Raw genomic sequence first — 24,374 nt, 5'->3', positions numbered from 1 at the left:
GCTCAGCCCTTCACATGCAATTCCGACCGCTGCTCGAACAGCACCCCGTCCAGCGACTTTGCGGTAACCTTGATCATCCACTTGCCACGCGACAAGGGCACATCAGCCACATAGCCATCACCCAATGCAGCAAAGACCGGCCAGACGTCATCCTTGGCCTCGGTAGTGCGCCCGACCAGCACCTGCAAATCCGTCACCGGCATCGCCACGCCATTGCGGTCATGGAACGCCAGCGTCATCCGCCCGCCCTCATACCCCGGCTTCAACTGCCAGCCCAACGCCTCCTGTGCGGCCTTGCGGGCATTGAAGCCCTGGCTCGCGACGTAGGAGTTGTCGACCTCCAGCCCCGGAAAGGTGCTGACAGCCTTGTAGGCCAACAGCACATTCACCGCGATGATCACCGAAAACGCCCCTACTGTGATCGCCAGCACATGCCGCCCGGTCAACTCACTCATCGTCGTCTTCCTTGCCATTGAACACGGTATCATGATGCACCCGGTTCGTGGTGCCCTGCTGTTCCACCCAGATCCGAACGTCTGTCCTGTCTTCCGTCGCCGCCTCCGACCCGGCCGCCGCCGTCAGATAGATGCGCTGCGTCGTCGTCTCGTTTGCGGGCACGTTGACCGTCAGCCCATCCGCGCCTTCCAGAGACAGCGTGACCGGCTCTTCCGAGGTGACCGCGATGGTGAACTGCGAATCCTCCCCGCCCTTGTTGCGCAGACGCAGCTCATAGGCGTTGCGGATGCTGCCGTCCGACAGCGTCACATAGGTCGGGTTTCGTACCGGCGTCACGTTCATGTCGATCGGCGAACGCAGGAACAGCGCCACGATCAACCCGATGCCAACCCCGGCCCACAGCACCGTATACATCACCGTCCGTGGCCGGAACACATGCGCCCAGACCGATTTCGCAGGCTCGCCCGCACGCTCGCGCACCTCGTCGGTCAGGGCCAGATACCCGATCAGGTCACGCGGCTTGCCGATCTTGTCCATCACGTCGTTGCAGGCGTCGATGCACAGGCCACAGGTGATGCAGGCCATCTGCTGCCCGTCACGGATGTCGATCCCCATCGGGCAGACGTTGACGCAGGCCATGCAGTCGATGCAGTCACCATTGCCTTCCACGTTCTGCTTGCCCCGTGGCTCGCCCCGCCAGTCGCGGTAACCGATGGTCAGCGTGTCCTCGTCCACCATCGCGGCCTGAATACGCGGCCACGGGCAGGCATAGATGCAAATCTGTTCGCGCGCGAACCCACCGAAAAAGAAGGTGGTGAAGGTTAGGATCAGCATGGTGATATAGGCCACCGGATGCGCGTGGCCCGTCACCAGATCGCGCAGCAGCGTCGGCGCGTCGGTAAAGTAGAATATCCACGCCCCGCCCGTGGCCAAACCGATGGCCAGCCAGATCCACCACTTGATGCCATTCTTGACCAGCTTTTCCCAGTTCCACGGCTGCCGATGCAGCCGGATGCGGGCGTTGCGGTCGCCTTCAACCCATCGTTCGACCAGGATGAACAGGTCGGTCCACACCGTCTGCGGGCAGGCATAGCCGCACCACACCCGGCCCGCGGCGCTGGTGAACAGGAACAACCCCAGCCCGGCCATGATCAAAAGTCCGGCCACGAAATAAAACTCGTGCGGCCATATCTCGATCATGAAGAAAAAGAAGCGCCGGTTGGCGATGTCCACCAGCACCGCCTGATCCGGCAGGTTCGGCCCCCGGTCCCAGCGCAGCCACGGCGTGATGTAATAGATGCCCAGCGTCACCGCCATGATCCACCACTTCAGCGTGCGGAAGGCACCCTTCACCCGGCGCGGGAAAACTGGCTCGCGCGCGGCGTAAAGACTGGGCGTATCGGTATCAGGCAGGGTCACGGGCAGGCTCCGGGGTCTTTCAGACGCACCGGGCGGCAGAACCGCCGCCCGGTGCAATATCTATGATCGGGATCAGCTTACTCGCCGCCGCCCTGACTGTGGACATAGAAAGCGACAGCGCGGATCTCGTCCTCGCTCAGCCGCCCGTTCCAGTTCGGCATCACCCCGAAACGCGCCTTGGTCACCGTCTCGGTGATCTTCTCGCGCGATCCACCATAAAGCCAGATCGCGTCCGTCAGCTTCGGTGCACCCTGCGCCCGGTCACCCGACCCGTCCTCCATATGGCAAGCCGCGCAATTGTCGGCAAAGATCGTGGCACCGGCAGTCGCTGCCGCCGCGTCATGCTCCTGACCCGAGATCTTCAGCACATAGTCCGTGACCTGCCCGATCTGTGTTGCATCCAGCAGCCCATCCACACCGAAGGCGGGCATCTGCGAATAGCGCGCATCCGGGTCGGTTGTGTTGCGGATGCCGTGGGTGATGGTCAGATGGATATCCTCCATCGTCCCGCCCCACAGCCAATCGTCGTCGATCAGGGCCGGATAGCCCTTGCCCTCGAACCCCTGCGCGCCAGACCCGTGGCATGTCGTGCAGTTCGTCTTGAACACCGCGGCCCCGGCGTTCGTGGCGAAACTTGCCAACTCCGGGTTATCCTTGATGGCGTTCAGGTCCGCCGCCACCAACTGTTCCTTGATGGCTGCATTGGCTGCGTCGAACCGGTCAATCTCGGCCGCCACATCAGCACGGGTCGAGGCACCCAGAACCCCCGGTGTCGCACCGCTGATCAATGGCCATGCCGGATAGGCCACCGTATAGCCGATACCCCAGACGATCGTGGCGTAGAACGTCCAGACCCACCAGCGCGGCATCGGGTTGTTCAACTCCTCGATTCCGTCCCACTGGTGGCCCGTCGTCTCCACCTGCTTCGGCACCTTCTTCACTTGCTTGGCGCACATGATTTACGCCTCCTTCGAATTACGCGAGGGGTTGGCTTCCGCAGGACGCTCGTCGTTGCGAAAGATCGAATTGGCTACGTCCTCGTGGGCTTTGCGGCTGCCGGGACGGAACGCCCAGACGCACAAGCCAAGGAACCCCAGCGTCATCGCCAGAAGAAACCAGCTGTCGGCCAGGTGGCGCAGGAAGGAATAGGTTTCCATCTTTGCCCCCTTACCGGTTCGCCACAGGCGTGAAGGTCGAAAAGTCGACCATCGTGCCAAGCACCTGAATATAGGCGATCAGCGCGTCCATCTCGGTCAACTCAGGCTTGCCGTCAAAATTGCGCACGTTGATCGGCGTGCCGAAGGCCGCGTCGCCATAGCGTTCCTCAAGCCCGCTGGAATCCCCGTTCGGGTCGCCCTGCGCCTTGAAGTCCGCCACCGCGTTTTCCAGCATGGCGTCGGTGTAAGGCACCCCCACCATAGCATTCGTCGCCATCGTGTCCTTGATGTACTGCCCATCAATCACATGGTTCGCAAGGAACCCGTAGGGCGGCATTACCGATTCCGGCACCACGCCCCGCGCATAGGTGAAGTGGTCCACATGCCATTCATCCGAATAGCGCCCGCCCACCCGTGCCAGATCCGGCCCGGTGCGCTTGGACCCCCACTGGAACGGATGGTCATACATCGATTCCGCCGCGAGGCTGTAATGCCCGTACCGCTCCACCTCGTCGCGCATCGGGCGGATCATCTGGCTGTGGCAGCCATAGCAGCCCTCGCGGATGTAGATGTCGCGGCCCGCCAACTCCAGCGGAGTATAGGGGCGCATCCCTTCCACCTTCTCGATCGTGTTCTCCAGATAGAAAAGCGGCACGATCTGCACGATACCCCCGATGGTGACGACCAGAAGGCTCAGCACCATCAGAAGCGTCGCGTGGGTTTCGATAGCCTTGTGCTTGTCAAGAAAAGCCATTGTCCCGTCCCCTTATTCCGCTGGAACGAACGCGTGCTGCGTCGCCTTGGAAGGCTGCGCCCGCACCGTCATCCACAAGTTCCAGCACATGATCAGCGCGCCCGTCAGGAACAGACCGCCTCCCAAAGCCCGCACCACATACATCGGGAACTTCGCGGCCACCGTGTCGGCAAACGCGTTCACGAGGAACCCATTTGCATCCACTTCGCGCCACATCAGGCCTTCCATGATGCCCGTGACCCACATCGACGACGCGTAAAGCACGATCCCGATGGTGGCCAACCAGAAGTGCCACGACACCAGCTTCAGGCTGTAAAGCCCCTCGCGGTTCCACAGGCGCGGCACCAGATAGTAAAGCACGCCAAAGGTGATCATCCCGTTCCAGCCCAAGGCGCCGGAATGGACGTGACCGATGGTCCAGTCGGTGTAGTGCGACAGGCTGTTGACGGCCTTGATCGACATCATCGGCCCTTCGAAGGTGCTCATCCCGTAAAACCCGATGCTCACCACCATCATGCGGATGATCGGGTCGGTACGCAGCTTGTCCCATGCACCCGACAGCGTCATCAGGCCGTTGATCATGCCACCCCAGGACGGCATCCACAGGATCACCGAGAACACCATGCCAAGGGTCGAGGCCCAGTCGGGCAGCGCGGTGTAGTGCAGGTGGTGCGGACCGGCCCAGATATAAAGGAAGATCAGCGCCCAGAAGTGGATGATCGACAGTTTATAGCTGTAGACCGGGCGTTCAGCCTGCTTCGGCACAAAGTAGTACATCATGCCCAGAAAGCCCGCAGTCAGGAAGAAGCCCACGGCGTTGTGGCCATACCACCACTGCACCATCGCATCCTGCACACCCGAATAGACCTGCACCTGTGCGGACCCGAACATCGACACCGGGATGGCCGCGTTGTTCACCAGATGCAGCATGGCAACTGTCAGGATCATCGACAGCAGGAACCAGTTCGCCACATAGATGTGGGGCTCCTTGCGCTTGAAGAGGGTACCCATGAAGGCCACCAGAAACGAAACCCAGACCGCTGTGATCAGGATGTCCACGTACCACACGGGTTCAGCGTATTCCTTGCCCTGCGTGGCACCCAGCACATAGCCCGATGCCGCCAGCACGATCACCAGTTGCCAGCCCCAGAACACGAACCAGCCAAGGCCGGTGCCACCGAACAGGCGCGCCGCACTGGTGCGCTGGACGATGTAGAACGAACTCATGATCAGCGCGTTGCCGCCAAAGGCAAAGATCACCGCGCTGGTGTGCAGCGGGCGCAACCGGCCGAAGTTGCCGTAACCCTGCAGAAACTCGAAGTTCAGCTGCGGGAAAGCCAGTTGCGAGGCGATGACCACCCCCACCAACATGCCGACCACGCCCCAGAACGAGGTGGCAATCGCCCCGGCCCGGATCACGCTGTCAAAGTATTCGTTCTGGTTGACCACCCGCACATCGCCGGCGGTCCGCAGCACCCACAGAAACGCAATCGCAGCCGCCAGCATGACGGTTATCGCGTTCACCATATAGGCAAGGTCGTGGGCGTAGTTGGCTGCAATCGCGGCACAGACCGCGACCACTCCCAACCCCGCCAGTTTCAGGTAATCCCACATTTTTCGTGTCCCTTCGTCCAGTCCGCGCCCCGCTCGGGTCTGAAAGACAGACCTCGGCCAGACGTCCCGAATGGATGACTTCTGCGCTGCGGTGGGAATCGCCACCTTGATCTGCATCAACCGCCGGGTGCGACGAAATTGACCTCTATCAAGGCCGAACCGTGAAAATAAGCGCTAACGTGATTTCAGACCCCCAAAGGAGCCGGAATCATGGCCTACAAATCGCTACTGACCGTTGCCACCTCACCCAACGGACTTGACCCCTCGGTCACCGCCGCTGCGGCACTCGCGATCCACAATGACGCACATCTTGACGCCTTGGCACTTGGGATCGACCGCACGCAGGTTGGCTATTCCTATGTCGGTTCAGGCGCCGTCATCATCGCCGCCGCGATGGACCGCGCCGAAGAGGATGCCCGCGCCACCGAAAAGGGCCTCAACGCCGCCATCGCGGCCCAGTCGCCCGGCCTGCGCTATGCGGTGGAAACCGCCATCTGCCAGATTGGCGCCCTCATTGATGTCGTTGCCAGCCGTGCCCGCTATGCCGATCTCGTTGTCCTGCCACGCCCCTACGGCAAAGACATCGGCATCGAATCCGAGGCTGTGGTCGAGGCCGCGCTGTTCAATGGCATGGCCCCCGTGCTGATAGTGCCCGACAAGGGCATGCCCGCCCCCGACCCCCGCAACATCGTGCTTGCCTGGAACCAAAGCCGCGAGGCGCTGGTCGCCGCCCGCCGTGCCATGCCGTTCCTGAAACGCGCCGACAAGGTGTCGATCGTTGTGATCGACCCGCCAGCGCATGGCCCGGAACGCTCCGATCCCGGCGGCCTGCTATGCCAGTTCCTCGTGCGCCACGGTGTCCGCGCCGAAGTGACGGTGCTGGCAAAAACCATGCCCCGCGTATCGGACGTGCTGGCCCGCCATCTGCGTGATGTCGATTCCGACCTGCTGGTAATGGGCGCCTACGGCCACTCCCGCCTGCGCGAGGCGATTCTCGGCGGCGCCACCCGCGACATGCTCGAGGCCGCCGAAATCCCGGTGTTCCTCGCGCACTGACGCCTGATCGACACTTGTGGGGGCGGCAAGACCCGCCCTCACATGCTTCGCTGAAATCGCAAGGTCAGACCAGCATCCCACCGTCGCTGTCATCGCCCGCTTCTTCCAGCAGGCGGTCAAGGTCGGGGATCATCACATGCCGGTTGCCTTCAAGGCTGATGACGCCGTCCTTCTTCAGGGCCGACATCTGCCGACTTACCGTTTCCAGCGTCAGCCCCAGATAATCCGCCATTTCCTCGCGCGTCAGCGGCAGGTCAACCGACAGCTGCCCTTTCGGCCGCCGCACCTGCAACGAAGCCTCCCGCCGCGCGATGATCGCGATCAGCGAGGCGATCTTCTCCCGCGCAGTCTTGCGCCCCAAAAGCAGCATCCACTCCCGCGCGGCATCCAGTTCGTCCAGCGTCATTTCCAGCAGCCGCTGGGCAATGTGCGGCGTCTTGGCCATCATCTCTTCGAACGGCTTCTTGCGGAAACAGCACATCACCAGATCGGTCGTCGCCGTCACGTCGAACGCCGCCGTCGACCGCCCCGGTCGCCCTACAAAATCCGATGGCAGCAGCAAACCCACCATCTGCCGCCGCCCATCCTCCATCGTCTGGGTCAGCGCCGCGATCCCGGTCACCACCGAGCCGACGAATTCCATCCGGTCACCCGACCAGATCACCGTCTGCCCGGCCTGATAGCTTCGGTAATACTTGATCTGCTCCAGCGCTGCCAACTCATCGGTCTCACAGCGCGCGCAAACAGCACGGTGTCGGATCGGGCAATCGCCGCATTGCTGATGGACGAAATGGTCCTGCATGTCTGGCTCTCTCATGTTGATCTGAGTCAAGGCGTGCCGCAGTTGCCTGCTTCTAACCTAACCTCATGACACACCGCCCGCAACTCACCCGCCTCGGTCTTTTTGACGCCCGCGTGCCGCGCTACACCTCATATCCGACCGCGCCGCACTTCGGCACGGGCATTGGTGAAGCAGACTTCACTGGCTGGATACAGGATATCCCCGAAAATTCACAGATATCCCTATACCTGCATGTGCCGTTCTGCCGCAGGCTGTGCTGGTTCTGCGCCTGCCGCACCCAAGGCACCACCTCCGACGATCCGGTCATCGCCTACGTCCAGACGCTGAAGGCCGAACTCGCGCTCTTGAAGACGCACCTGCCGCGTGGCGTCAGCCTCAGCCGCCTGCATTGGGGCGGCGGCACGCCCACGCTTCTTTCCGCCTCCCAGATCCGCGATCTTGCGGAAACCATCTTCACCGTCGCGCCGCTCGCTCGCAACGGCGAATTCTCGGTCGAGATCGACCCAAACGAGGTTGACGACGCCCGCCTCGACGCGCTCGCCGCCTCGGGCATGAACCGCGCCTCGATCGGCGTGCAGGATTTCGACCCGCTGATCCAGAAGACCATCGGCCGCGAACAAAGCTACGCCCTGACGCAGGACGTGGCCGAACGCATCCGCGCCCGTGGCATCGGCAGCCTGAATGCCGACATCCTTTATGGCCTGCCGCACCAGACCGGCCCGCGCATCGCGGATTCGGTACAGAAGCTCCTGACGCTCTCGCCCGACCGGGTGGCGCTTTATGGTTACGCCCACGTCCCGTGGATGAGCCGCCGCCAGCAGATGATCCCGTCCGACACAATGCCCACCCCTCAGGAACGCCTGTCGCTCTTTGAAACCGCGCGCCAGTTGTTCCTGTGGGATGGTTACGACGAAATCGGCATCGACCATTTCGCCAAACCCACCGACGGCATGGCCAAGGCCGCCAAGGCCGGCACCCTGCGGCGCAATTTCCAGGGCTACACCGACGATACCTCGCCCGTGCTGATCGGTCTCGGTGCCTCGTCGATCTCACGTTTCCCGCAAGGGTTCGCGCAGAACGTCTCGGCCACCGCTGCCTATACCAAGGCGGTGCGCGCCGGCCGCTTCCCCACCCACCGAGGCCACCGCTTTGCCGACGAAGACACCCTTCGCGCCCGGATCATCGAGGCCCTGATGTGTGATTTCCGCGTCTCGCGCGCCGAACTCTTGCGCGACTTCGACACCACGCCCGACCGCGTCGAAGCCCTGCTCCGCGCCGCCGGGGAAACCTTCGGTGACATGGTTACGATCACGCCCGAAGCCTTCATCATCCCGGAAAGGGCCAAACCCCTGACCCGGATGATCGCCCGCGCCTTCGACGCCTACGACCAGACCAAGGCATTGCACTCCGCCGCAGTCTAACCCGCCAACCGCTCCAGCAAAGCCACCTGACGCGGCAGGCAGACAGACCGCAGGTCATAGCGCGCCAGCACCGCCTCGCGCGCCGCGGCCCGCATCGCCATATACGCCTCGGGCCGCGCCAGCGCGTCGGTCAGCGCAGCCGACCACCCGGCAATGTCAAAGAAATCAACCAGCCGCCCGGTCACGCCATCCTCGATCACCTCTTCGACCGGCGCGGTGCGTGATCCCACCACCATCGCCCCCGCCGCCATCGCCTCGACCATCGACCAGCTCAGTACGAACGGATAGGTCAGGTAGGCATGAACACGGGCCACGTGCAGCAGATCGACGTAGCGGTCATAAGCCACGTTCCCCACGAAATGCACCCGGCCAAGGTCCAGCGCACCGCCCACCTCTGCTAGCATCTTCTCGCGCCACGTGCCGCCGTCCACCGGTTTGGACCCATAGCTGATCTCGTCACCCCCGACGATCACCGCCTCGGCATCGGGCCGCGCCGCCAGCACCTCCGGCAAGGCCCGCATGAAGCTCCGAAAACCGCGATACGGCTCCAGATTGCGGTTCACGAAGGTCAAGACCTCGTCCCCCGGCGCCAACACCCGCCCGTTCGGCAACGTGAACCGCGCCGCAGGATTCGGCGCCAGCCGGTCGCAATCCACCCCATCGAACGCCACCTCGATCATCCGGCGCAGCGCGGCCGGGTGGCGGCTTGCCTGCCATTCGGTCGGCGAAAGCCCCGCATCGGCATGCAGCAGCGCCTGCCCCAGATGCGTCGCCCTGCCTTGCGCGATCATCACCTGATCGAACCCGACCGGCCCCGCCTCGGGGTCGAACCCAACATCCGCACCCTGACCGGAATAATAGAACTCGGCATAGACCAGAAGCTTCGCCTCCGGCCACACCTCTTTCAGGAACAGCGTCTCGCCCCAGCCGGAATGACCAAAGATCACATCCGGCACATAGCCCTCGGCGCGCAGCCGCCGCGCCGCCCGCGCCACCACCACGCCCCGGTCGCTCATCGTGGTGTAATTCCGCCCCAGCCGCGTCGCCGCAGGGTCCACCTTTTCCGCCGTGAAGGCATAGCGCCACAGCGGCACGGCACTTGTGGTCTTGTTCACCGCATCGGTCAGCGCCCGCACATCATGGCCCAGCCGCTGCATCTCCGGCGCCAGATGCAGGAACTGGCCGGGGAAATTCTGGTGCACGAAAAGAAGCTTCAAGGTCAGGGTCCGAATGCCGCCGCCATCAAAGCCTTGGTATAAGGGGATTGAGGATCGGTAAACACCGCCCCGCAGTCGCCACTTTCCACTACATCCCCGGCCTGCATCACCATCACCTTGTGCGCCATCGCCCGGATCACCCGCAAATCATGGCTGATAAAGATGTAGGCCAGCCCCCACTTGCGCTGCAACTCGCGCAGCAACACCACGATCTGCACTTGCACCGTCATGTCCAGGGCACTCGTCGGCTCGTCCAGCACCACCAGCTTCGGGCGCAGGATCATCGCCCGCGCAATCGCGATCCGCTGCCGCTGGCCGCCCGAAAACTCGTGCGGATAGCGCGTCATCGCGGCGGGGTCCAACCCCACCTCGCGCATGATCTCGGCCACCATCTCGGTCCGGTTGCGCCCCGGCTCCAGCCCGTGCACGCCCAGACCTTCGGCGATGATCTGTTCGGCCGTCAGGCGCGGCGACAAGCTGCCGAACGGGTCCTGAAACACCACCTGCATCTCGCGCCGCAAGGCCCGCATCGCGCGGCCCTGCCGGTCGCGCAGGTCCTGCCCCAGAAACACCACCGGCCCGGTCGACGGGATCAGCCGCAGGATCGCCAGCGCCAGAGTCGTCTTGCCCGATCCGCTTTCCCCCACGATGCCCAGGGTCTCGCCGCCGCGCACCGACAGACTGGCGTCGTTGACCGCCTTCACATACCCCACCGTCTTGCGCAGAAAGCCCTTCTGAATCGGGAACCACACGCGCAAGCTTTCCGTCCGCACCACCTCGGCCGCGCCGGCAGGCACCGGCTCCGGCCCGCCCTTCTGCTCGGCGGCCAGCAGCTTTTGCGTGTAGGGATGCTGCGGGTTGGCGAAGATCTCCGCCGTTACCCCCTGCTCCACGATCTCGCCGCCTTGCATCACACACACCCGGTCGGCAATCCGCCGCACGATGCCAAGGTCATGCGTGATGAACAAAAGGCTGAGGCCCTCCGACCGCTTTAACTCCGCCAGCAGATCCAGAATCTGCGCCTGAATGGTCACATCCAGCGCTGTCGTCGGCTCATCCGCCACCAGCAACTCCGGCCCGTTCGCCAAGGCCATCGCGATCATCACCCGCTGCCGCTGCCCGCCAGACAACTGGTGCGGGTAGGCCCCCAACCGGCTTTCCGCATCGCGGATGCCAACCTTGTTCAGCAATTCCACCACCCGCAAACGCGCCGGCTCGCCGGTCAGCCCCTGATGCAGCGCAAGGCTTTCCGCCATCTGCTTTTCGATGGTGTGCAAGGGGTTCAGGCTCGTCATCGGCTCCTGAAAGATAAAGCTGATGTCGTTGCCGCGCACCTTCCGCAAGGCGCGCTCGCTTTGCCCCACCATCTCGGTGCCGTTGTAGGTGACCGAACCCGAAACCTCGGCACTGTCCGGCAACAGCCCTACGGTGGACAGAGCCGTCACCGATTTACCCGACCCGCTTTCACCGACCAGCGCGACCGTCTCGCCCTTGCCCACGGTGAACGACACCGCCTTCACCGCCTCGATCACCCGTCCATCCTGCCGGAAACTGACCGACAGACCCTTCACCTCCAACACACTCATCGAAAGGTCTTTCGCGGGTCAAAGGCATCGCGAACGCCTTCAAAGATGAACACCAGAAGGCTCAGCATGATGGCGAACGTGAAGAACGCGGTGAAGCCCAGCCAAGGCGCCTGCAAATTCTGCTGCGCCTGCCGCGACAACTGCCCCAGCGACGGCGCGCTCGCGGGCAAACCGAAGCCAAGGTAATCCAGCGTCGCCAGCGCCCCGATCGTGCCGGTGATGATGAACGGCAGGAAGGTCAGGGTCGCCACCATCGCGTTCGGCAACACATGGCGGAACATGATCTGCGCGTCCGTTACGCCAAGCGCCCGCGCCGCCCGCACATACTCGAAATTCCGTGCCCGCAGGAATTCAGCCCTGACCACGCCCACAAGGCCCGTCCAGCCAAACAACACCATCAGCGCCACCATCAGCCAGAAACTCTTAGACCACACCGCCGTCACGATGATGATGACGTAAAGCGTCGGCACCGATGACCACAACTCGATCACCCGCTGAAAGATCAGGTCGGTCAGCCCGCCGAAATACCCCTGCACCGCCCCCGCCGCGACCCCGATGATCGACGTCAGCGCCGTCACCAGCAGCGCGAAGGTGATCGAGAGCCTGAACCCGTAGATCACCCGCGCCAGAACATCGCGGCTGGTGTCATCCGTCCCCAGCAAATTCTGCCTCGACGGCGGCCCCGGCGCCACGCCGCCCGTGTCGACGATCGTGTTGTAGGAATACCGCACCGGCGGCCACAGCATCCACCCGGCCTTCACCGGCTCGCCCAGCACGGTGCCCTTCTCGGTCGCCTCGGCCAGTATGCCCTCCGGGTCATCCCAGCAATCCAAGGACCCCGCCGCCACGATCAGGCACTGCACCTCGACCGTGGAATACTTCGCCTCGGTCCGCAGATCCCCGCCAAACGTCTTTTCCGAATAGAACCGGAACGCCGGCATGTAATAGGCGTCGTTGTATTTCACCAGCATCGGCTTGTCGTTGGCGATCAGTTCGGCGCACAGCGACAGCCCGTAAAGCACCAGAAATATCCAAAGCGACCAATAGGCCCGCCGGTTCGCGGTAAAGTTCCGCCAGCGCCGCTGGTTAAGAGGGGAAAGCGCCATCACCCGCGCCTCTCGAAATCGATCCGCGGGTCAACCAGCACATACATCAGGTCCGACAGGATGCCGACGATCAGCCCGATCAACCCGAACGCAAACAGCGTCCCGAAGATCACCGGATAATCCCGCTCAACCGCCGACCGGTAGCCAAGCTGCCCCAGCCCATCCAGCGAGAAGATGAATTCGATGATCAGGCTCGATCCGAAGAACACTCCCAGAAACAGCCCCGGAAACCCGGCAATCACGATCAGCATCGCATTGCGGAACACATGGCCGTAAAGCACGCGGCTTTCCGACAGCCCCTTGGCCCGCGCAGTCATCACATACTGCTTCTTGATCTCGTCCAGAAAACTGTTCTTCGTCAGCAAGGTCAGCGTCGCAAAGGCCGAAATCAACTGCGCCGTCACCGGCAGCACGATGTGCCACAGGTAATCGGTGATCTTCTGATACCACGGAAAAGTCTCCCACCCGTCGCTGGTCAGCCCGCGCAGCGGGAACCACTGGAAATAACTTCCCCCCGCAAACACCACCATCAGCAGAATCGCGAACAGGAACCCCGGTATCGCATAGGCCGCGATGATGATGCCGCTGGTCCATGTGTCAAAGCTTGACCCGTCGCGCACCGCCTTGCGAATGCCCAGCGGAATGGAAATCAGATAGGCGATCAGCGTCGACCACAGCCCCAGCGTGATCGACACCGGCATCTTTTCCAGCACCAGATCAACAACCGAGGTTGACCGGAAATAGCTCTGACCGAAATCGAAGGTCAGGTAGTTGCCCATCATGATGACGAACCGCTCCGCCGCCGGGATCGCCTCCTTGCGGCACTCCGGCGCATCCAGCGATGGCGTGCCGGTAAAGCCCTCGTCGCAGACGAACCGCGCAAAGCCGAACTGCACTTCCAGCCGCGCCAGAAACTCCGGTGGCAACCCCCGCGCGCCGACGTAACCGCCCTCGCCTCCGGTCACCTCTTCCTCGACCCCCGCATCGGTGGTGCCGGTCAATGCCTCGATCGCATCGCCGCTGCCTTCCAGCCGCGCCTGTATCTGCTCGATCGGTCCGCCCGGAACGAACTGTGTCAGCGCAAAGTTGATCAGCATCACGCCAAACAGCGTGGGGATCACCAGAAGCAATCGCCGAAGGATGTAGGCGCCCAAGTTTCCTGCCCGTTCTAGGTTATTGCAGCACGCCCTTGGCTTTCAGCGCCTCTGCCTTTTCGGCGTTGTACCACCAGATCGACAATTCGCCCAGAGCGTAAGGCGGCAACGTCGCTGGGTGTTCGTACATGTCGAAATAGGCCACCGTGTTGATCTTCTTGTAATACCGCGGCACCAGAATGAACTCCGACCGCAGCACCCGGTCCAGCGCCCGGATCACATCGGTCAGCTCCTGCCGCGTCGCCGCCGCTTCGGCCAGATCCAGCAACTTGTCCACCGCCGGGTTGGCATAGCCCATCCGGTTGCGGCTGGAGTTGTCCTTCGAATTCGACGCCCACGCCTGCTTCAGCACCCCGCCCGGCTCCAGCCCGCCGTTCACCACCGTCGTCGGCAACGCGTCGAAATCAAAGTTCGGCGGGCTCGCCCGTTCCTGCAACTGCGGATCGTCGATGATGTCAAAGCTCGCATCCACGCCCAGCGCCCGCAGGTTTTCGACATAGGCGCTCATCACCGGCATCAGGTCGGTGCGGGAATGAACCATCTCCATCCGCAGCGTCTCGCCCTTGGCGTTGCGCCGGATGCCGTCATCACCCGCCACCCAGCCGGCCTCGTCCAACAGCGCCGAGGCCTTGCGCAGGTTGCGCCTATCCAGCGAATTTTCCTCCGACGACACCGGCGCCATCACCGCCTCGTCGGTCAGGATGTTCGGCGGCAACAGCCCCTCGTCCACCATCGGCTTCAGGATCGCCAACTCCGCCGGGGTCGGCACGCCCGTGGCCGCCATCTCAGAGTTTTCCCAGATCGAGTTGATCCGGCTGAACAGCCCGTAGAACAGCGTCTTGTTCGACCATTCAAAGTTGAACACCAGCCCGATCGCCTCACGCACCCGCGGGTCCTGAAACTGCGCGCGCCGCAGGTTGAAGATGAACGCCTGCCCGCCCGCGATATTCCCCGACGGCAGTTCCGCCTTGATCACATCGCCCGACGCCACCGCCGGAAAGTCATAGGCCGTCGCCCACTGCTTGGCCGAGCTTTCGTTGCGGAACGTGTAGACCCCGCCCTTGAACGCTTCCATCGCGGCATTGTCGTCGCCGAAATACTCGATCCTGATCCGGTCAAAGTTGTTCTGGCCCACGTTCAGCGGGTGCTTTTCGCCCCAGTAATCCTCATCCCGCTTGTAGATCACCTGCTGACCGGGCTTGAAGCTTTCCAGCACATAAGGCCCGGTGCCAAGGAACGGCTCAAGGCTCGACTTCTCCAGATCGCGCTTGTTTTCCTCGTAGTGCTTCTTGGAAAAGATCGTCGTGCTGCCCGCCTGCCCCGGCATGTCCCGAAACGGCGTGCCGGGGGTGAAGGTGAACTTGATCCGGTAGGGATCAAGAATCTCGACCTTCTCGAACTTGCCGCCCGCCGCGGTGCGGTATTCGGGGATGCCCTTTTCCAGAAACAGGTTGTGGCTGAACAGCACATCCTCTGCCGTGAACGGCGAACCGTCCGAGAATTTCACATCCTTGCGCAGGTTGAAGATCACCCACGACCGGTCCTCGGGATACTCCATCGTCTCGCACAAAAGGCAGTAAGCCGCGCTCACATCGTCCAGCGTGCCGGACAGGATGGATTCGTAGAAAATCGACGACAGTGCCGCCGCGTTTCCGGCGATAGCGTAGGGATTGAACGAATCAAAGCTGCCCGGCGACCACTGGCTCATCTCGCCGCCCTTGGGCGCGTTGGGGTTCACATAAGGCAGGTGCGTGAAATCCGCCGGCAGTGCCAGATCCCCAAAGGTCGATATGCCGTGCGACTTGATCACCGTCTCGGCCCGCGCCGCCATCGTGGTTCCGGCCAGCGCCAGCACCAGCACACCCGCGCCGATCCCCTGCCACACCGCGCCACGCCGATTGACCGCTTTCGCCTTGACCGCTGACCGCATCCGCCGAACTCCCCCGCAAGACTCGTTGCCTTATTCATTTATGCCAAATCGTCTGTTGTCGAGCAAAGATGCCGCAATCGACCGTGCGCAAATGCGTGATCCGGCCTGATGCGCATGAAAAAGCCGCCCGAACGGGCGGCTCGATCATCGCGCGGTCGCGCTGTGTTACTTGGTGGTGGCCAGATAGGCGATCAGGTTGGCCCGGTCTTCCGCCTTCGGCAGGCCCGCGAACGACATCTTCGTGCCAGGCATGTAGCCCTTGGGGTTTTCGATGAACGAGTTGATCGCTTCCGGCGTCCACACCTCAGCCGCCAGCGCAAGGTTGGCTTCCGAATAGGAAAAGCCCGGAACCGCCGCATGGTTGCGCCCGACGACCCCGTTCAGGTGCGGCCCGACGCCGTCGCTGCCGTCCAGCTTGTGGCACGACCCGCACTTCTTGAACACCGCTTCGCCCGCCGCCGCATCAGCCGAGGCCAGCAGCGTTGCAAAGTCTGGGCCTTCCTCGGCCGCTTCTGCAGGCTCTGCCGCCTCGGTCTCGATCACATAGGCCTGCGCGACCTCTTCGCCGTGGCCCTCACCATGTCCGCCAACGGTGTAAAGCGATGTCGCCGCCCAGCCCGCAAGCAGGAACACCAGCAACGAGCCGCATACCGCGCCCACAGCCTTGGTCATCGTCATCGTGTCGAACATGCGCATCTACCTCGGGTCTTGTTCCGCGCGGTATCTACCCGCTTCCCCCGGGTAGTTTCAAGGTGTAGACGCGCGACCAAACGCCCCTATTCACCGCTTTCGGGCAGGAGAGTCGCAGTTATGACCGGTCGCATCGCCTTTCAGGGGGAACTTGGCGCCTATTCGCACCAGGCCTGCCAGCAATCGCGCCCCGACATGGAGGCGGTTCCATCGACCACATTCGAGGATGTCGTCGACAAGGTCGCGCGCGGCGAGGTCGATCTCGGCATGCTCGCGGTTGAAAATTCCACCTATGGCCGCGTCGCTGACGTTCACTCGCTCCTGCCCAAATCCGGCCTCCACATCGTAGGCGAGGCCTTCGTGCGCGTGCACGTCAACCTCCTCGGCGTGCCCGGCGCGAAACTGCACGACATCACCGAAGCCCACGGTCACGTCGTCATCCTGCCGCAATGCGCGGGCTTCCTGCGCGCCCACAACATCAAGGGCAAGGTCTCCTCCGACAACGCCCGCGCCGCGCGCGAGGTGGCCGAGGCTGGCGACAAGACGAAGGCCGCCCTCGCCTCGGAACTTGCCGCCCAGATCTACGGCCTCGACGTGATCGCCCCGCAGATCGAAGATCACGCCAACAACACCACCCGCTTCCTCGTCATGTCGCGCACGCCCGATCATTCCCGTCGCGGCACCGGCAAGATGATCACCACCTTCACCTTCCGCGTCCGCAACATCCCCGCCGCGCTCTACAAGGCGATGGGCGGCTTCGCCACCAACGGCGTCAACATGACAAAGCTGGAAAGCTACATGGTCGGCGGCTCCTTCACCGCCACCGAATTCTACGCCGACATCGAAGGCCATCCCGAAGACCCGAACGTCGCCCTCGCGCTGGAGGAACTGCGCTACTTCACCTCGCAGTCCAACATCCTCGGCGTCTACCCCGCCGACCGCGAGCGCGGCTAACCCTTCGCCCCGGCAAGCTGGCTGCGCTGATACCGCGCGACCAGCGCCGCGCCCAACTGTGCCACGCGCCCCTCGAACCGCCGGTCCACCCGCGCCTTCGACAGCCGCAGCGTGCTGATGAACACCCGTGCGGCCAGCGTCTTCGGCTTCACGTCCAACACCACCCGCACCCGCGTCCGTCGCGGCGACAGAGGCGTCACCTCAAGCTGCGATGCCCCCTCGATCGACGGGCTGTCGATCAGGAACGCCGCCACTTCGCCCGGCACCAGCCGCGCCACCTTGACCAGCACGTTGCGCGCCTTGCCCCTGTAGGCAAACCGCACCCGCCAGCCCGCGCCCACCGCATCCGCCTTGACCCCGGTGCGAGCCACCTCGGCACCCCGCTGCGTCGCGGCGTCCTCCCAGGCGTTGAAATCGGTGATATAGCGGTAGACCTCGGCCAACGGCACTTCGATATCGGTTTTTGCCGTCAGTCTCATGCAGCACCCTCTTTACCACCAGCCACGCATACCACAGGGCGGGCGCACCCGTGCAATCCTTGCGGTCAGTCAAGCCTGTCGGCAAGCCAGTTTTCCAGAATGAAATGTGCGATCGCACCGCGCCGCGCCGGCTTTATCACCGGATGCAGCCCCGCCATCACCGCCACCATCTCCTCGCGGGTCACCCACAGCGCGTGCTCCAACTCCTGCGGGTCGACGGTGATCGCCTCGTCCAACGCCTCCGCACGCGCCCCGAACATCAGCGACGCCGGAAACGGCCACGGCTGCGACGCCAGATACCCGACCTCGCCACAACGGATGCCAGCCTCCTCGAACACCTCGCGCCGCACCGCGGCCTCCAGCGTCTCCCCCGGCTCGACGAACCCCGCCAGCAGCGAATACATCCCCTCAGGCCATGCCGGGCTACGGCCCAGCAGCACCGAATTGCCCCGCGTCACCAGCATGATCACCACCGGGTCGGTCCGCGGAAAGTGATGCGCCCCACAGGCGGCACAATCGCGCTGCCAACCGCCCTGCGCCGGCTCCGACCGCGCCCCGCAGGTGGCGCAGAACGCGTGGCTCCGGTGCCAATGCAACACAGCCTTCGCCGTGGCCGCCAGCTCGGCATCCCGCGCCGAAAGCTCCGTCATCACCCCGCGCAATTCGGCAAAGCCAAATCCCTCGTCCAGCGCCGGGTGGCGCTGCACCGAGGGGTCGAAAAACCCCGCCTCCACCGCCTCGGCCCCCGCCTCGGGCGACCAGTCCGAGATATCTGCCGCAAACCTCGGCACCCCGTCGTCGATGCCCAGAAACACCATCGTCCCGGCATGGGCCAGCACCGGATGCCCCGCCGGCACCCACCCCGCCGCGTTCCCCGCGATCAAGGGCTTGCCGCGCCAGACCGGCAAAACGCCCCCCCGGTCCAACGCCGCCGCCAGCGCTTGCGGGTCGCGCCGCAGCTCCGCCGCCCGGTTCAGCCCCGACCCACCGAAAGTCACGCGCTCCGCTATCCGCATCAGTCCGCCCCCCTGCAAGCCCGCCTAGGTCGCACGCAATCGGGCGCGAATGCAAACCCCCTCCCGCTCCACCTTCCTCTTTGCCCAAATATCCCACGGGAGGTCCGGAGGGTGTGAAAACCTCCGGCGGCCAGAGTCATGCCCCGACCTCTGCCCGAAAGACACCGCTGCCCGCCAACATGCAGATGCGCCGGGAAGGGATGGTTTTTACAACCTTGACGAGAATTCTTCAATTTGCCCCAAGCTGGACACAACTTTTACGGGTTTCACCGGCAAACCAACCCCAGAGAGCGGTTCCGTTACCGAGTTTTCCATAGCTTCCCCATTGGAGTTTTTTTGTCCCAAGCGACCGTCTCCTTAACGACCGGCCCCCTTACCCTTTCCGGGGGGCCGGTCACCTGCGTCCCCACGCGGCCCGCAGCCCAGATCAACCTGCGCCTGATCGCCACAACCGACCTACACGCCTGCCTTACCGGACATGACCACCATGCCAACCGGCCGGCCTCGGGCTTCGGTCTCTACCGCATCTCGCGCCAGATCGCGGCAGCGCGGGCCGAGGTGGCCAACGCGCTCCTCTTTGACAACGGCGATTTCCTGCAAGGCACGCCGCTTGCCGATTACGCCGCCACCGCACGGCGCCGCGGCCGCCCGCATCCTGTCGTCACCGCCTTCAACGCGCTGCGCTACGACGCGATCACCCTGGGCAACCACGAATTCAACTACGGCCTGCCTTTCCTGCGCGCCTCGCTGGCCAGCGCCCGGTTTCCGGTCGTCTCGGCCAACATCGCCACACGCCTTGGCAAAAGCCCGGCCCGCGACACCACCCTCGTGCCGCCCTTCACCGTCCTCACCCGCACCGTGACCGATACCGATGGCCGCAGCCACCGCCTGCGCATCGGCGTGATCGGCTTCGCCCCCCCGCAGATCGAGGTCTGGGATCGCGACCACCTCGCCAGCCACATCCAGGTGCGCGACATCCTCGCCTCGGCCCGCGCCTGGCTGCCCCGGCTCAAGGCCCGCGGGGTCGACCTGATCGTGGCGCTTGCCCATTCCGGCATCGGTCCCGCCGATGTGCCCGACGGCGCCGAAAACGCCGCCACCGCCCTCGCCGCGATGCCCGAGATCGACGCCGTCATCGCCGGCCACAGCCACCTCGCCTTCCCCGGCCCCCAGATCGCCGCCACCCGCGACATCGACCCGATGAACGGCACGCTCTGCGGCAAGCCCGCCGTCATGCCGGGTCATTCCGGCAGCCACATCGGCCTGATCGACCTGACCCTGACGCCATCGCGCTGTGGCCCGTCCCGCTGGCTGGTCCGCACCGCCGCAGCCCGGCTTGAACCGGCGTCCGGTCGCGACGGTCGCGCCACCACCGATTTCGGCCGCGCCCTCGCCCCCGATCACCGCGCCGCCCTCGCCTGGTCGCGCCGCGTGATCGGCTCGGCGGCGGTGCCGCTGCACACCCACTTCGCCACCCTCGCCCCCAGCGCCGCGATGACACTCATCGCCGAGGCCAAGATCGCCTACGCCCGCCGCGCCCTTGCGGGCACCGAATGGGCCGACCTGCCGGTACTCGCCGGGGCCGCACCGTTCCGCGCCGGTGGCCGGGGCGGCGCGCACAACTTCACCGACATTCCCGCCGGGCCGCTGCGGATGCGCAGCATTTCCGACCTCTACCTCTTCCCCAACAAACTCGTCACGCTCCTGATGACCGGCGCCGACATGGCTGACTGGCTCGAACAATCCGCCGCGCTCTTTCACCGCGTCACCCCCGGCGCGGTGGATGCGCCCCTGCATGACAGCGCAGTCCCGGGCTTCACCTTCGAAACCGTCACCGGCCTCGGCTTCGCCATCGACCTCAGCCAGCCCGCCCGCTTCGACGCCCAGGGCGCGCTTGCCGACCCGTCGGCCCGCCGCATCGTCGGGCTCAGCCGCGAGGGCCACCTCGTGCGCCCCGACGACCGCTTCCTTCTTGTCACCAACAACCACCGCGCCAGCCGCGCCGCCGCCCATGCGCCGCTCGGCACCCCCGCCCCGCGCACCGTGCTGGCCGATGGCGTCACCGTTCAGACCGTGCTCTGCGACCACATCCGCGCCGCCCCCCGGGTCGGCGCCCCGCCCGGCCGCAGCTGGCACTTCCTGCCGATGCCCGGCACCAGCGTCACCGTCACCGCCGGGCACGGCTCCGAGGCCCATCTCGCCGATATCGCCGCCTACCGCCCCCAGCCGCTCGGGCCCTGCGCCAACGGCTTCTCCCACTACCGGCTGCACCTCTGATCGGCTATAGCCGCCGCATCTGGCCGGAGCCCTTCATGTACGACGCCCTTCTCTTCGATCTCGACGGCACCCTGATCGACACCGAAAGCATCGCCCTCGCAACCGGCCTCGCCGCCTTCCTCGCGCATGGCCACGATGTGGGCGAGGCGTTCATGCACGGCCTCGTCGGCAAGGATGAACCCACCTCCGCCAGCCTGATCCGCACCGCCCTTCCCGGCATCGACCTCGATGCCGTCCACCTCCACTGGCGCGCGGGCTTCAACGCGGGCGTCGATGCGGGCCTCGCCCTCAAACCCGGCGCCGCCGAACTTCTGGCCGCCACCGGCCTCCCCCTCGCCATCGTCACCTCCACCGGTCGCCACGGCGCGCACCGCAAACTGGGAATCGCCGGCATCGCCGACGCCTTCGCCCATGTCGTCACCCTCGACGATGTAACTGCACCCAAGCCCGCCCCCGACCCCTACCTCCTCGCCGCTTCCCTCCTCGGCCTGCCCCCCTCGCGCTGCCTTGTGTTCGAAGACAGCGAAACCGGCGCCGAATCCGCCCACCGCGCCGGCTGCATCGTCGTGCAAGTCCCCGACGTGGTGCCAAGTCAGGGCCGCTGGGCTCACCACCTCGCCCCCGACCTGCTGACCGGAGCCCGTATGGCCGGCCTTCTCAAGGCTTGACACCGCTCCTGGTGGGGCCAATACTTCACCACATGGTAAAGTATGATTCCCCCCAGATCTCCCGCGTCTTCGCGGCCCTCGCCGACCCCACCCGGCGCCACGTCCTGCAACGCCTTGCTGATCACCCCGGCCAGTCGGTCAGCGACCTCGCCCACCCCCTGTCGCTCAAACTTCCCGGCCTGATGAAACACCTCGACGTCCTCTCCGACGCCGGCCTCATCACCCGCACCAAGACCGGCCGCACCGTCACCGTCCACCTCGCCGCCGCCCCGATGCGCGACGCGGTGGAATGGCTTGAACACTACGAACGCTTCTGGACCACCAGCCTCGACCGCCTCGCCACCTTCGTCGAAAGCCCCCCCGAATGACCGTCAGCCTCACCCTGACCCGCCAGTTGAACGCCCAGCCCGCCCGCGTCTTCGCAGCCCTCACCCAACCCGACCAGATGCTGCGCTGGTGGGTGCCCGACGCCGGCACCACCCTCCACGCCTCGGCCGACCTTCGCCCCGGCGGCCGCTACGCCATCGGCTTTCGTCTGGCGGACGGCAGCGAACACCATCCCACCGGCCTTTACCGTGAGGTCATCCCCGATGCGCGCCTCAGCTTCACCTGGGAATGGCCCGGCCGCCCCGAGGCCACCTCCCTCGTCACCATCCGCCTTACACCCCGCGATGGCGGCACTCACCTCACCCTCACCCACGAACACCTGCCCGACGACGCCGGCCCCTCCCATGAACGCGGCTGGAGCGGGCTTTTCACCCGCCTCGCCCTTTACCTGAAGGCCACGCCATGACCCTCACCCTCACCACCTACGACTGGGTACCAGACTGGCCCCGCGGCTATGTCCGCGACCTGCGCATCCGCTGGGCACTGGAAGAGGCGGGCCTGCCCTACACCATCGCCACCACGCCCTTCCACGACCGCGGCCCCGCCCACTTTGCCCACCAACCCTTCGGCCAGGTGCCGTGGCTGACAGACGGCGACCTCACGATCTTCGAATCCGGCGCGATCCTGCTGCACCTGGCCGAAAAAAGCCCCACCCTGATGCCCCCCGATCCCAGATCCCGGGCCGAGGTCACCACCTGGCTCTTCGCCGCCCTGAACTCGATGGAACTGGCAACCGTCCCCTGGTCGATCTTCAAATTCATGAACCAGCCCCCCGAAAACCCCATCGTGGGCTTTTTCGAAAAATGGCTCGCCAGCCGCCTGCAAAACCTCGAAACCGTGTTGGAAAAGACCGAATGGCTCACCGGCCCCTTCACGATAGCCGACATCGCCATGTCCGATGTCCTGCGCCTGATGGACCGGATGGAAGAACTCACCCCCTACCCCGCCGCCCGCGCCTACGTCACCCGCGCCACGGCCCGCCCGGCGTTCCGCAAAGCCCACGCCGACCAGATGGCGCATTTCGCGGCGGCGGATTGACGATGAGACCACTTGTGGAAACGCGGAGATCTTTGATTCGACAAAAGACGGGCCGTGTCAGTGCGTGACCGGGCGATGTGTCAGAACGTGATGGAAATATCCCCGCCGACCCGCCCGAAACGGACACCTGAACTGGCGAATGGTTAAGGTGCCGGATTTGAACCGTGTGGATGCATCGAAAAAGTGTATGACCAAGCGAGCCAAAGCTCGACTCGGCTGCCAACCGGCTGGAGATTGGTCATGGTTCCATCAAATTCTGGCTCTGGTTTGCGACCCGTCTGGTGGTTCTACGCGATCACGCTGGGACTGGCGGTCCTGACCGCGCTTGCGGCTCCTTGGCTCGGCAACCTTGCACTGATGTTGACAATGGTGACGCCAACCGTCGGGGCAGTGTTAATGCTTGCCGTCATCGCACCCGAAGGCGGGCTGAGACACTCGCTATCCGCGCTTGGCCTCACGAGGCCCGGCTGGCGTGGCTGGCTCCCGGCGATCATTCTCCCGACTGGCGTGCTCGTCGGTGGTACATTATTGATGGGTGCCGTGGGGTTGACCGCGCTCGGCCCGTCCGAGACCTATCTTTCTTTCATCGACACCGCGCTGAACCTCATCGTGATGCTGATCATCGGCACCGTGCTTGCCACCTTCGAAGAGATCGGCTGGCGCGGCTACTTGCTGCCCAGAACGCGCAGCGTCGGCATCGTCGGTGGCATGCTCCTCGTCGGATTCCTGCACGGGGTCTGGCACCTGCCGCTCCTTCTGGGTACCGATCTTTACCATAACAGCGGGTCCCCGTTCTTGGTCGTGCCGATGTTCCTCACGACCCTGACCCTCGCCGGCGTCCTCTACGGCTGGCTCAGGATGTGGAGCGGGAGCATCTGGCCAGTGGCACTCGCCCATGCCGCCGTGAACACCGCTTGGGGTTTCTCCGACTCGATCGTGCAGACACGCACGCCGATGGTGACCGAATACATCGGCGGCGAGAGCGGAGTTCTTATGATCCTCGGACTCGTGATCTTGGATATCTTTCTGGTGCGATCCATCCTGCGGCTCCCTGCGAAGCCGCTGACCGCCCCGGAAGCAACCTAAAGCGGCTCCCCAGCAATCGAGCTTGAAGCAATCTGGCTGGTCGCCGCTTTTCGCATCCGCCGAATGGAAAGCGCGCGCTGAACCTCTGCCGACTCCCGCCGCAAACC

Annotated in this window: 24 protein-coding genes; 9 read left to right on the top strand and 15 right to left on the bottom strand. The window is 64.4% G+C overall.

All coding sequences use genetic code 11. The features are described from left to right. Positions 1–2: 2 nt before the first annotated feature. The 6 genes from ACROUL_RS03495 to ccoN form a co-directional block, all read right to left on the bottom strand. Complete coding sequence (locus ACROUL_RS03495; protein WP_431298160.1) at positions 3–455, bottom strand: FixH family protein; 453 nt, start codon at positions 453–455, stop codon at positions 3–5. Next, positions 448–1,875: a cytochrome c oxidase accessory protein CcoG gene (gene ccoG / locus ACROUL_RS03490; protein WP_431298159.1), complete on the bottom strand. Its 1,428-nt coding sequence runs from the start codon at positions 1,873–1,875 to the stop codon at positions 448–450. The genes ACROUL_RS03495 and ccoG overlap by 8 nt, the downstream gene beginning before the upstream one ends. A gap of 77 nt (positions 1,876–1,952) precedes the next feature. Next, the gene (gene ccoP, locus ACROUL_RS03485; protein ID WP_431298158.1) at positions 1,953–2,831 is read right to left on the bottom strand and encodes a cytochrome-c oxidase, cbb3-type subunit III; all 879 of its coding nucleotides are present in this window, start codon (positions 2,829–2,831) and stop codon (positions 1,953–1,955) included. A gap of 3 nt (positions 2,832–2,834) precedes the next feature. Beyond that, positions 2,835–3,032 carry a cbb3-type cytochrome c oxidase subunit 3 gene (locus tag ACROUL_RS03480; protein ID WP_431298157.1) on the bottom strand — a complete coding sequence of 66 codons (198 nt, stop codon included), beginning with the start codon at positions 3,030–3,032 and terminating at the stop codon, positions 2,835–2,837. Between the two features lie 10 nt (positions 3,033–3,042). Next, positions 3,043–3,786 (bottom strand): cytochrome-c oxidase, cbb3-type subunit II, encoded by a 744-nt coding sequence (ccoO, locus tag ACROUL_RS03475; protein ID WP_431298156.1) that lies wholly within the window; start codon positions 3,784–3,786, stop codon positions 3,043–3,045. Between the two features lie 12 nt (positions 3,787–3,798). Further along, positions 3,799–5,400, bottom strand: a complete 1,602-nt coding sequence (ccoN, locus tag ACROUL_RS03470) for a cytochrome-c oxidase, cbb3-type subunit I (RefSeq protein ID WP_431298155.1) — start codon at positions 5,398–5,400, stop codon at positions 3,799–3,801. Between the two features lie 210 nt (positions 5,401–5,610). Between ccoN and ACROUL_RS03465 the strand changes: the two genes are divergently transcribed. Next, positions 5,611–6,456, top strand: a complete 846-nt coding sequence (locus tag ACROUL_RS03465; protein ID WP_431298154.1) for a universal stress protein — start codon at positions 5,611–5,613, stop codon at positions 6,454–6,456. Positions 6,457–6,520: 64 nt separating this feature from the next. Here the strand turns inward: ACROUL_RS03465 and fnrL are convergent, their stop codons facing one another. Next, positions 6,521–7,258, bottom strand: a complete 738-nt coding sequence (fnrL, locus tag ACROUL_RS03460) for a transcriptional regulator FnrL (RefSeq protein ID WP_431298153.1) — start codon at positions 7,256–7,258, stop codon at positions 6,521–6,523. A gap of 65 nt (positions 7,259–7,323) precedes the next feature. On the opposite strand from fnrL, the gene hemN reads away from it, so the two are divergent. Continuing rightward, complete coding sequence (gene hemN, locus ACROUL_RS03455) at positions 7,324–8,679, top strand: oxygen-independent coproporphyrinogen III oxidase (RefSeq protein WP_431298152.1); 1,356 nt, start codon at positions 7,324–7,326, stop codon at positions 8,677–8,679. On the opposite strand, the gene ACROUL_RS03450 is transcribed toward hemN, so the two are convergent. The 6 genes from ACROUL_RS03450 to ACROUL_RS03425 all read right to left on the bottom strand — a co-directional run bounded on the left by ACROUL_RS03450 (position 8,676) and on the right by ACROUL_RS03425 (position 16,362). After that, on the bottom strand, positions 8,676–9,896 hold the full coding sequence (locus ACROUL_RS03450; protein WP_431298151.1) for a glycosyltransferase: 1,221 nt from the start codon (positions 9,894–9,896) through the stop codon (positions 8,676–8,678). The two genes, hemN and ACROUL_RS03450, sit on opposite strands and share 4 nt — an antisense overlap. Before the next feature lie 2 nt (positions 9,897–9,898). Continuing rightward, positions 9,899–11,482: an ABC transporter ATP-binding protein gene (locus tag ACROUL_RS03445; protein WP_431298150.1), complete on the bottom strand. Its 1,584-nt coding sequence runs from the start codon at positions 11,480–11,482 to the stop codon at positions 9,899–9,901. After that, positions 11,479–12,588, bottom strand: a complete 1,110-nt coding sequence (locus tag ACROUL_RS03440) for an ABC transporter permease (protein WP_431298149.1) — start codon at positions 12,586–12,588, stop codon at positions 11,479–11,481. Before ACROUL_RS03440 ends, ACROUL_RS03445 begins: the two co-directional genes overlap by 4 nt. Next, entirely contained in the window at positions 12,588–13,742 is a 1,155-nt protein-coding gene (locus tag ACROUL_RS03435; RefSeq protein ID WP_431298148.1) for a microcin C ABC transporter permease YejB, read from the bottom strand. The genes ACROUL_RS03440 and ACROUL_RS03435 overlap by 1 nt, the downstream gene beginning before the upstream one ends. A 19-nt stretch (positions 13,743–13,761) precedes the next feature. Continuing rightward, positions 13,762–15,672 carry an extracellular solute-binding protein gene (locus tag ACROUL_RS03430; RefSeq protein ID WP_431298147.1) on the bottom strand — a complete coding sequence of 637 codons (1,911 nt, stop codon included), beginning with the start codon at positions 15,670–15,672 and terminating at the stop codon, positions 13,762–13,764. Positions 15,673–15,837: 165 nt separating this feature from the next. Then, the gene (locus ACROUL_RS03425) at positions 15,838–16,362 is read right to left on the bottom strand and encodes a c-type cytochrome (RefSeq protein WP_431298146.1); all 525 of its coding nucleotides are present in this window, start codon (positions 16,360–16,362) and stop codon (positions 15,838–15,840) included. 120 nt (positions 16,363–16,482) lie between these two features. Here ACROUL_RS03425 and ACROUL_RS03420 point away from each other — a divergent pair, with 120 nt between their 5' ends. Beyond that, positions 16,483–17,316 (top strand): prephenate dehydratase, encoded by an 834-nt coding sequence (locus ACROUL_RS03420; RefSeq protein ID WP_431298145.1) that lies wholly within the window; start codon positions 16,483–16,485, stop codon positions 17,314–17,316. Here ACROUL_RS03420 and ACROUL_RS03415 read toward each other — a convergent pair. Both ACROUL_RS03415 and nudC read right to left on the bottom strand, forming a co-directional pair. Next, positions 17,313–17,795 carry an SRPBCC family protein gene (locus ACROUL_RS03415; RefSeq protein WP_431298144.1) on the bottom strand — a complete coding sequence of 161 codons (483 nt, stop codon included), beginning with the start codon at positions 17,793–17,795 and terminating at the stop codon, positions 17,313–17,315. The two genes, ACROUL_RS03420 and ACROUL_RS03415, sit on opposite strands and share 4 nt — an antisense overlap. A gap of 65 nt (positions 17,796–17,860) precedes the next feature. Further along, positions 17,861–18,811 carry an NAD(+) diphosphatase gene (gene nudC, locus ACROUL_RS03410; protein WP_431298143.1) on the bottom strand — a complete coding sequence of 317 codons (951 nt, stop codon included), beginning with the start codon at positions 18,809–18,811 and terminating at the stop codon, positions 17,861–17,863. Between the two features lie 336 nt (positions 18,812–19,147). Between nudC and ACROUL_RS03405 the strand changes: the two genes are divergently transcribed. The 6 genes from ACROUL_RS03405 (at position 19,148) to ACROUL_RS03380 (ending at position 24,267) form a co-directional block, all read left to right on the top strand. Next, positions 19,148–21,088: a bifunctional 2',3'-cyclic-nucleotide 2'-phosphodiesterase/3'-nucleotidase gene (locus ACROUL_RS03405; protein WP_431298142.1), complete on the top strand. Its 1,941-nt coding sequence runs from the start codon at positions 19,148–19,150 to the stop codon at positions 21,086–21,088. A 35-nt stretch (positions 21,089–21,123) separates the two neighbouring features. Further along, a complete protein-coding gene (locus tag ACROUL_RS03400; protein WP_431298141.1) occupies positions 21,124–21,756 on the top strand; it encodes an HAD family hydrolase in 633 nt (210 codons plus the stop codon). A gap of 32 nt (positions 21,757–21,788) precedes the next feature. Continuing rightward, on the top strand, positions 21,789–22,124 hold the full coding sequence (locus ACROUL_RS03395; protein ID WP_431298140.1) for an ArsR/SmtB family transcription factor: 336 nt from the start codon (positions 21,789–21,791) through the stop codon (positions 22,122–22,124). Further along, entirely contained in the window at positions 22,121–22,549 is a 429-nt protein-coding gene (locus tag ACROUL_RS03390; protein ID WP_431298139.1) for an SRPBCC family protein, read from the top strand. Before ACROUL_RS03395 ends, ACROUL_RS03390 begins: the two co-directional genes overlap by 4 nt. Further along, entirely contained in the window at positions 22,546–23,181 is a 636-nt protein-coding gene (locus tag ACROUL_RS03385; RefSeq protein WP_431298138.1) for a glutathione S-transferase family protein, read from the top strand. The genes ACROUL_RS03390 and ACROUL_RS03385 overlap by 4 nt, the downstream gene beginning before the upstream one ends. Before the next feature lie 240 nt (positions 23,182–23,421). After that, the gene (locus ACROUL_RS03380) at positions 23,422–24,267 is read left to right on the top strand and encodes a CPBP family glutamic-type intramembrane protease (RefSeq protein WP_431298137.1); all 846 of its coding nucleotides are present in this window, start codon (positions 23,422–23,424) and stop codon (positions 24,265–24,267) included. Positions 24,268–24,374: the final 107 nt, after the last annotated feature.

It is taken from the genome of Tabrizicola sp. BL-A-41-H6, assembly GCF_050632395.1.
GTDB lineage: Bacteria > Pseudomonadota > Alphaproteobacteria > Rhodobacterales > Rhodobacteraceae > JAUYQR01.
This window is presented reverse-complemented; position numbering and strand designations above follow the sequence as displayed.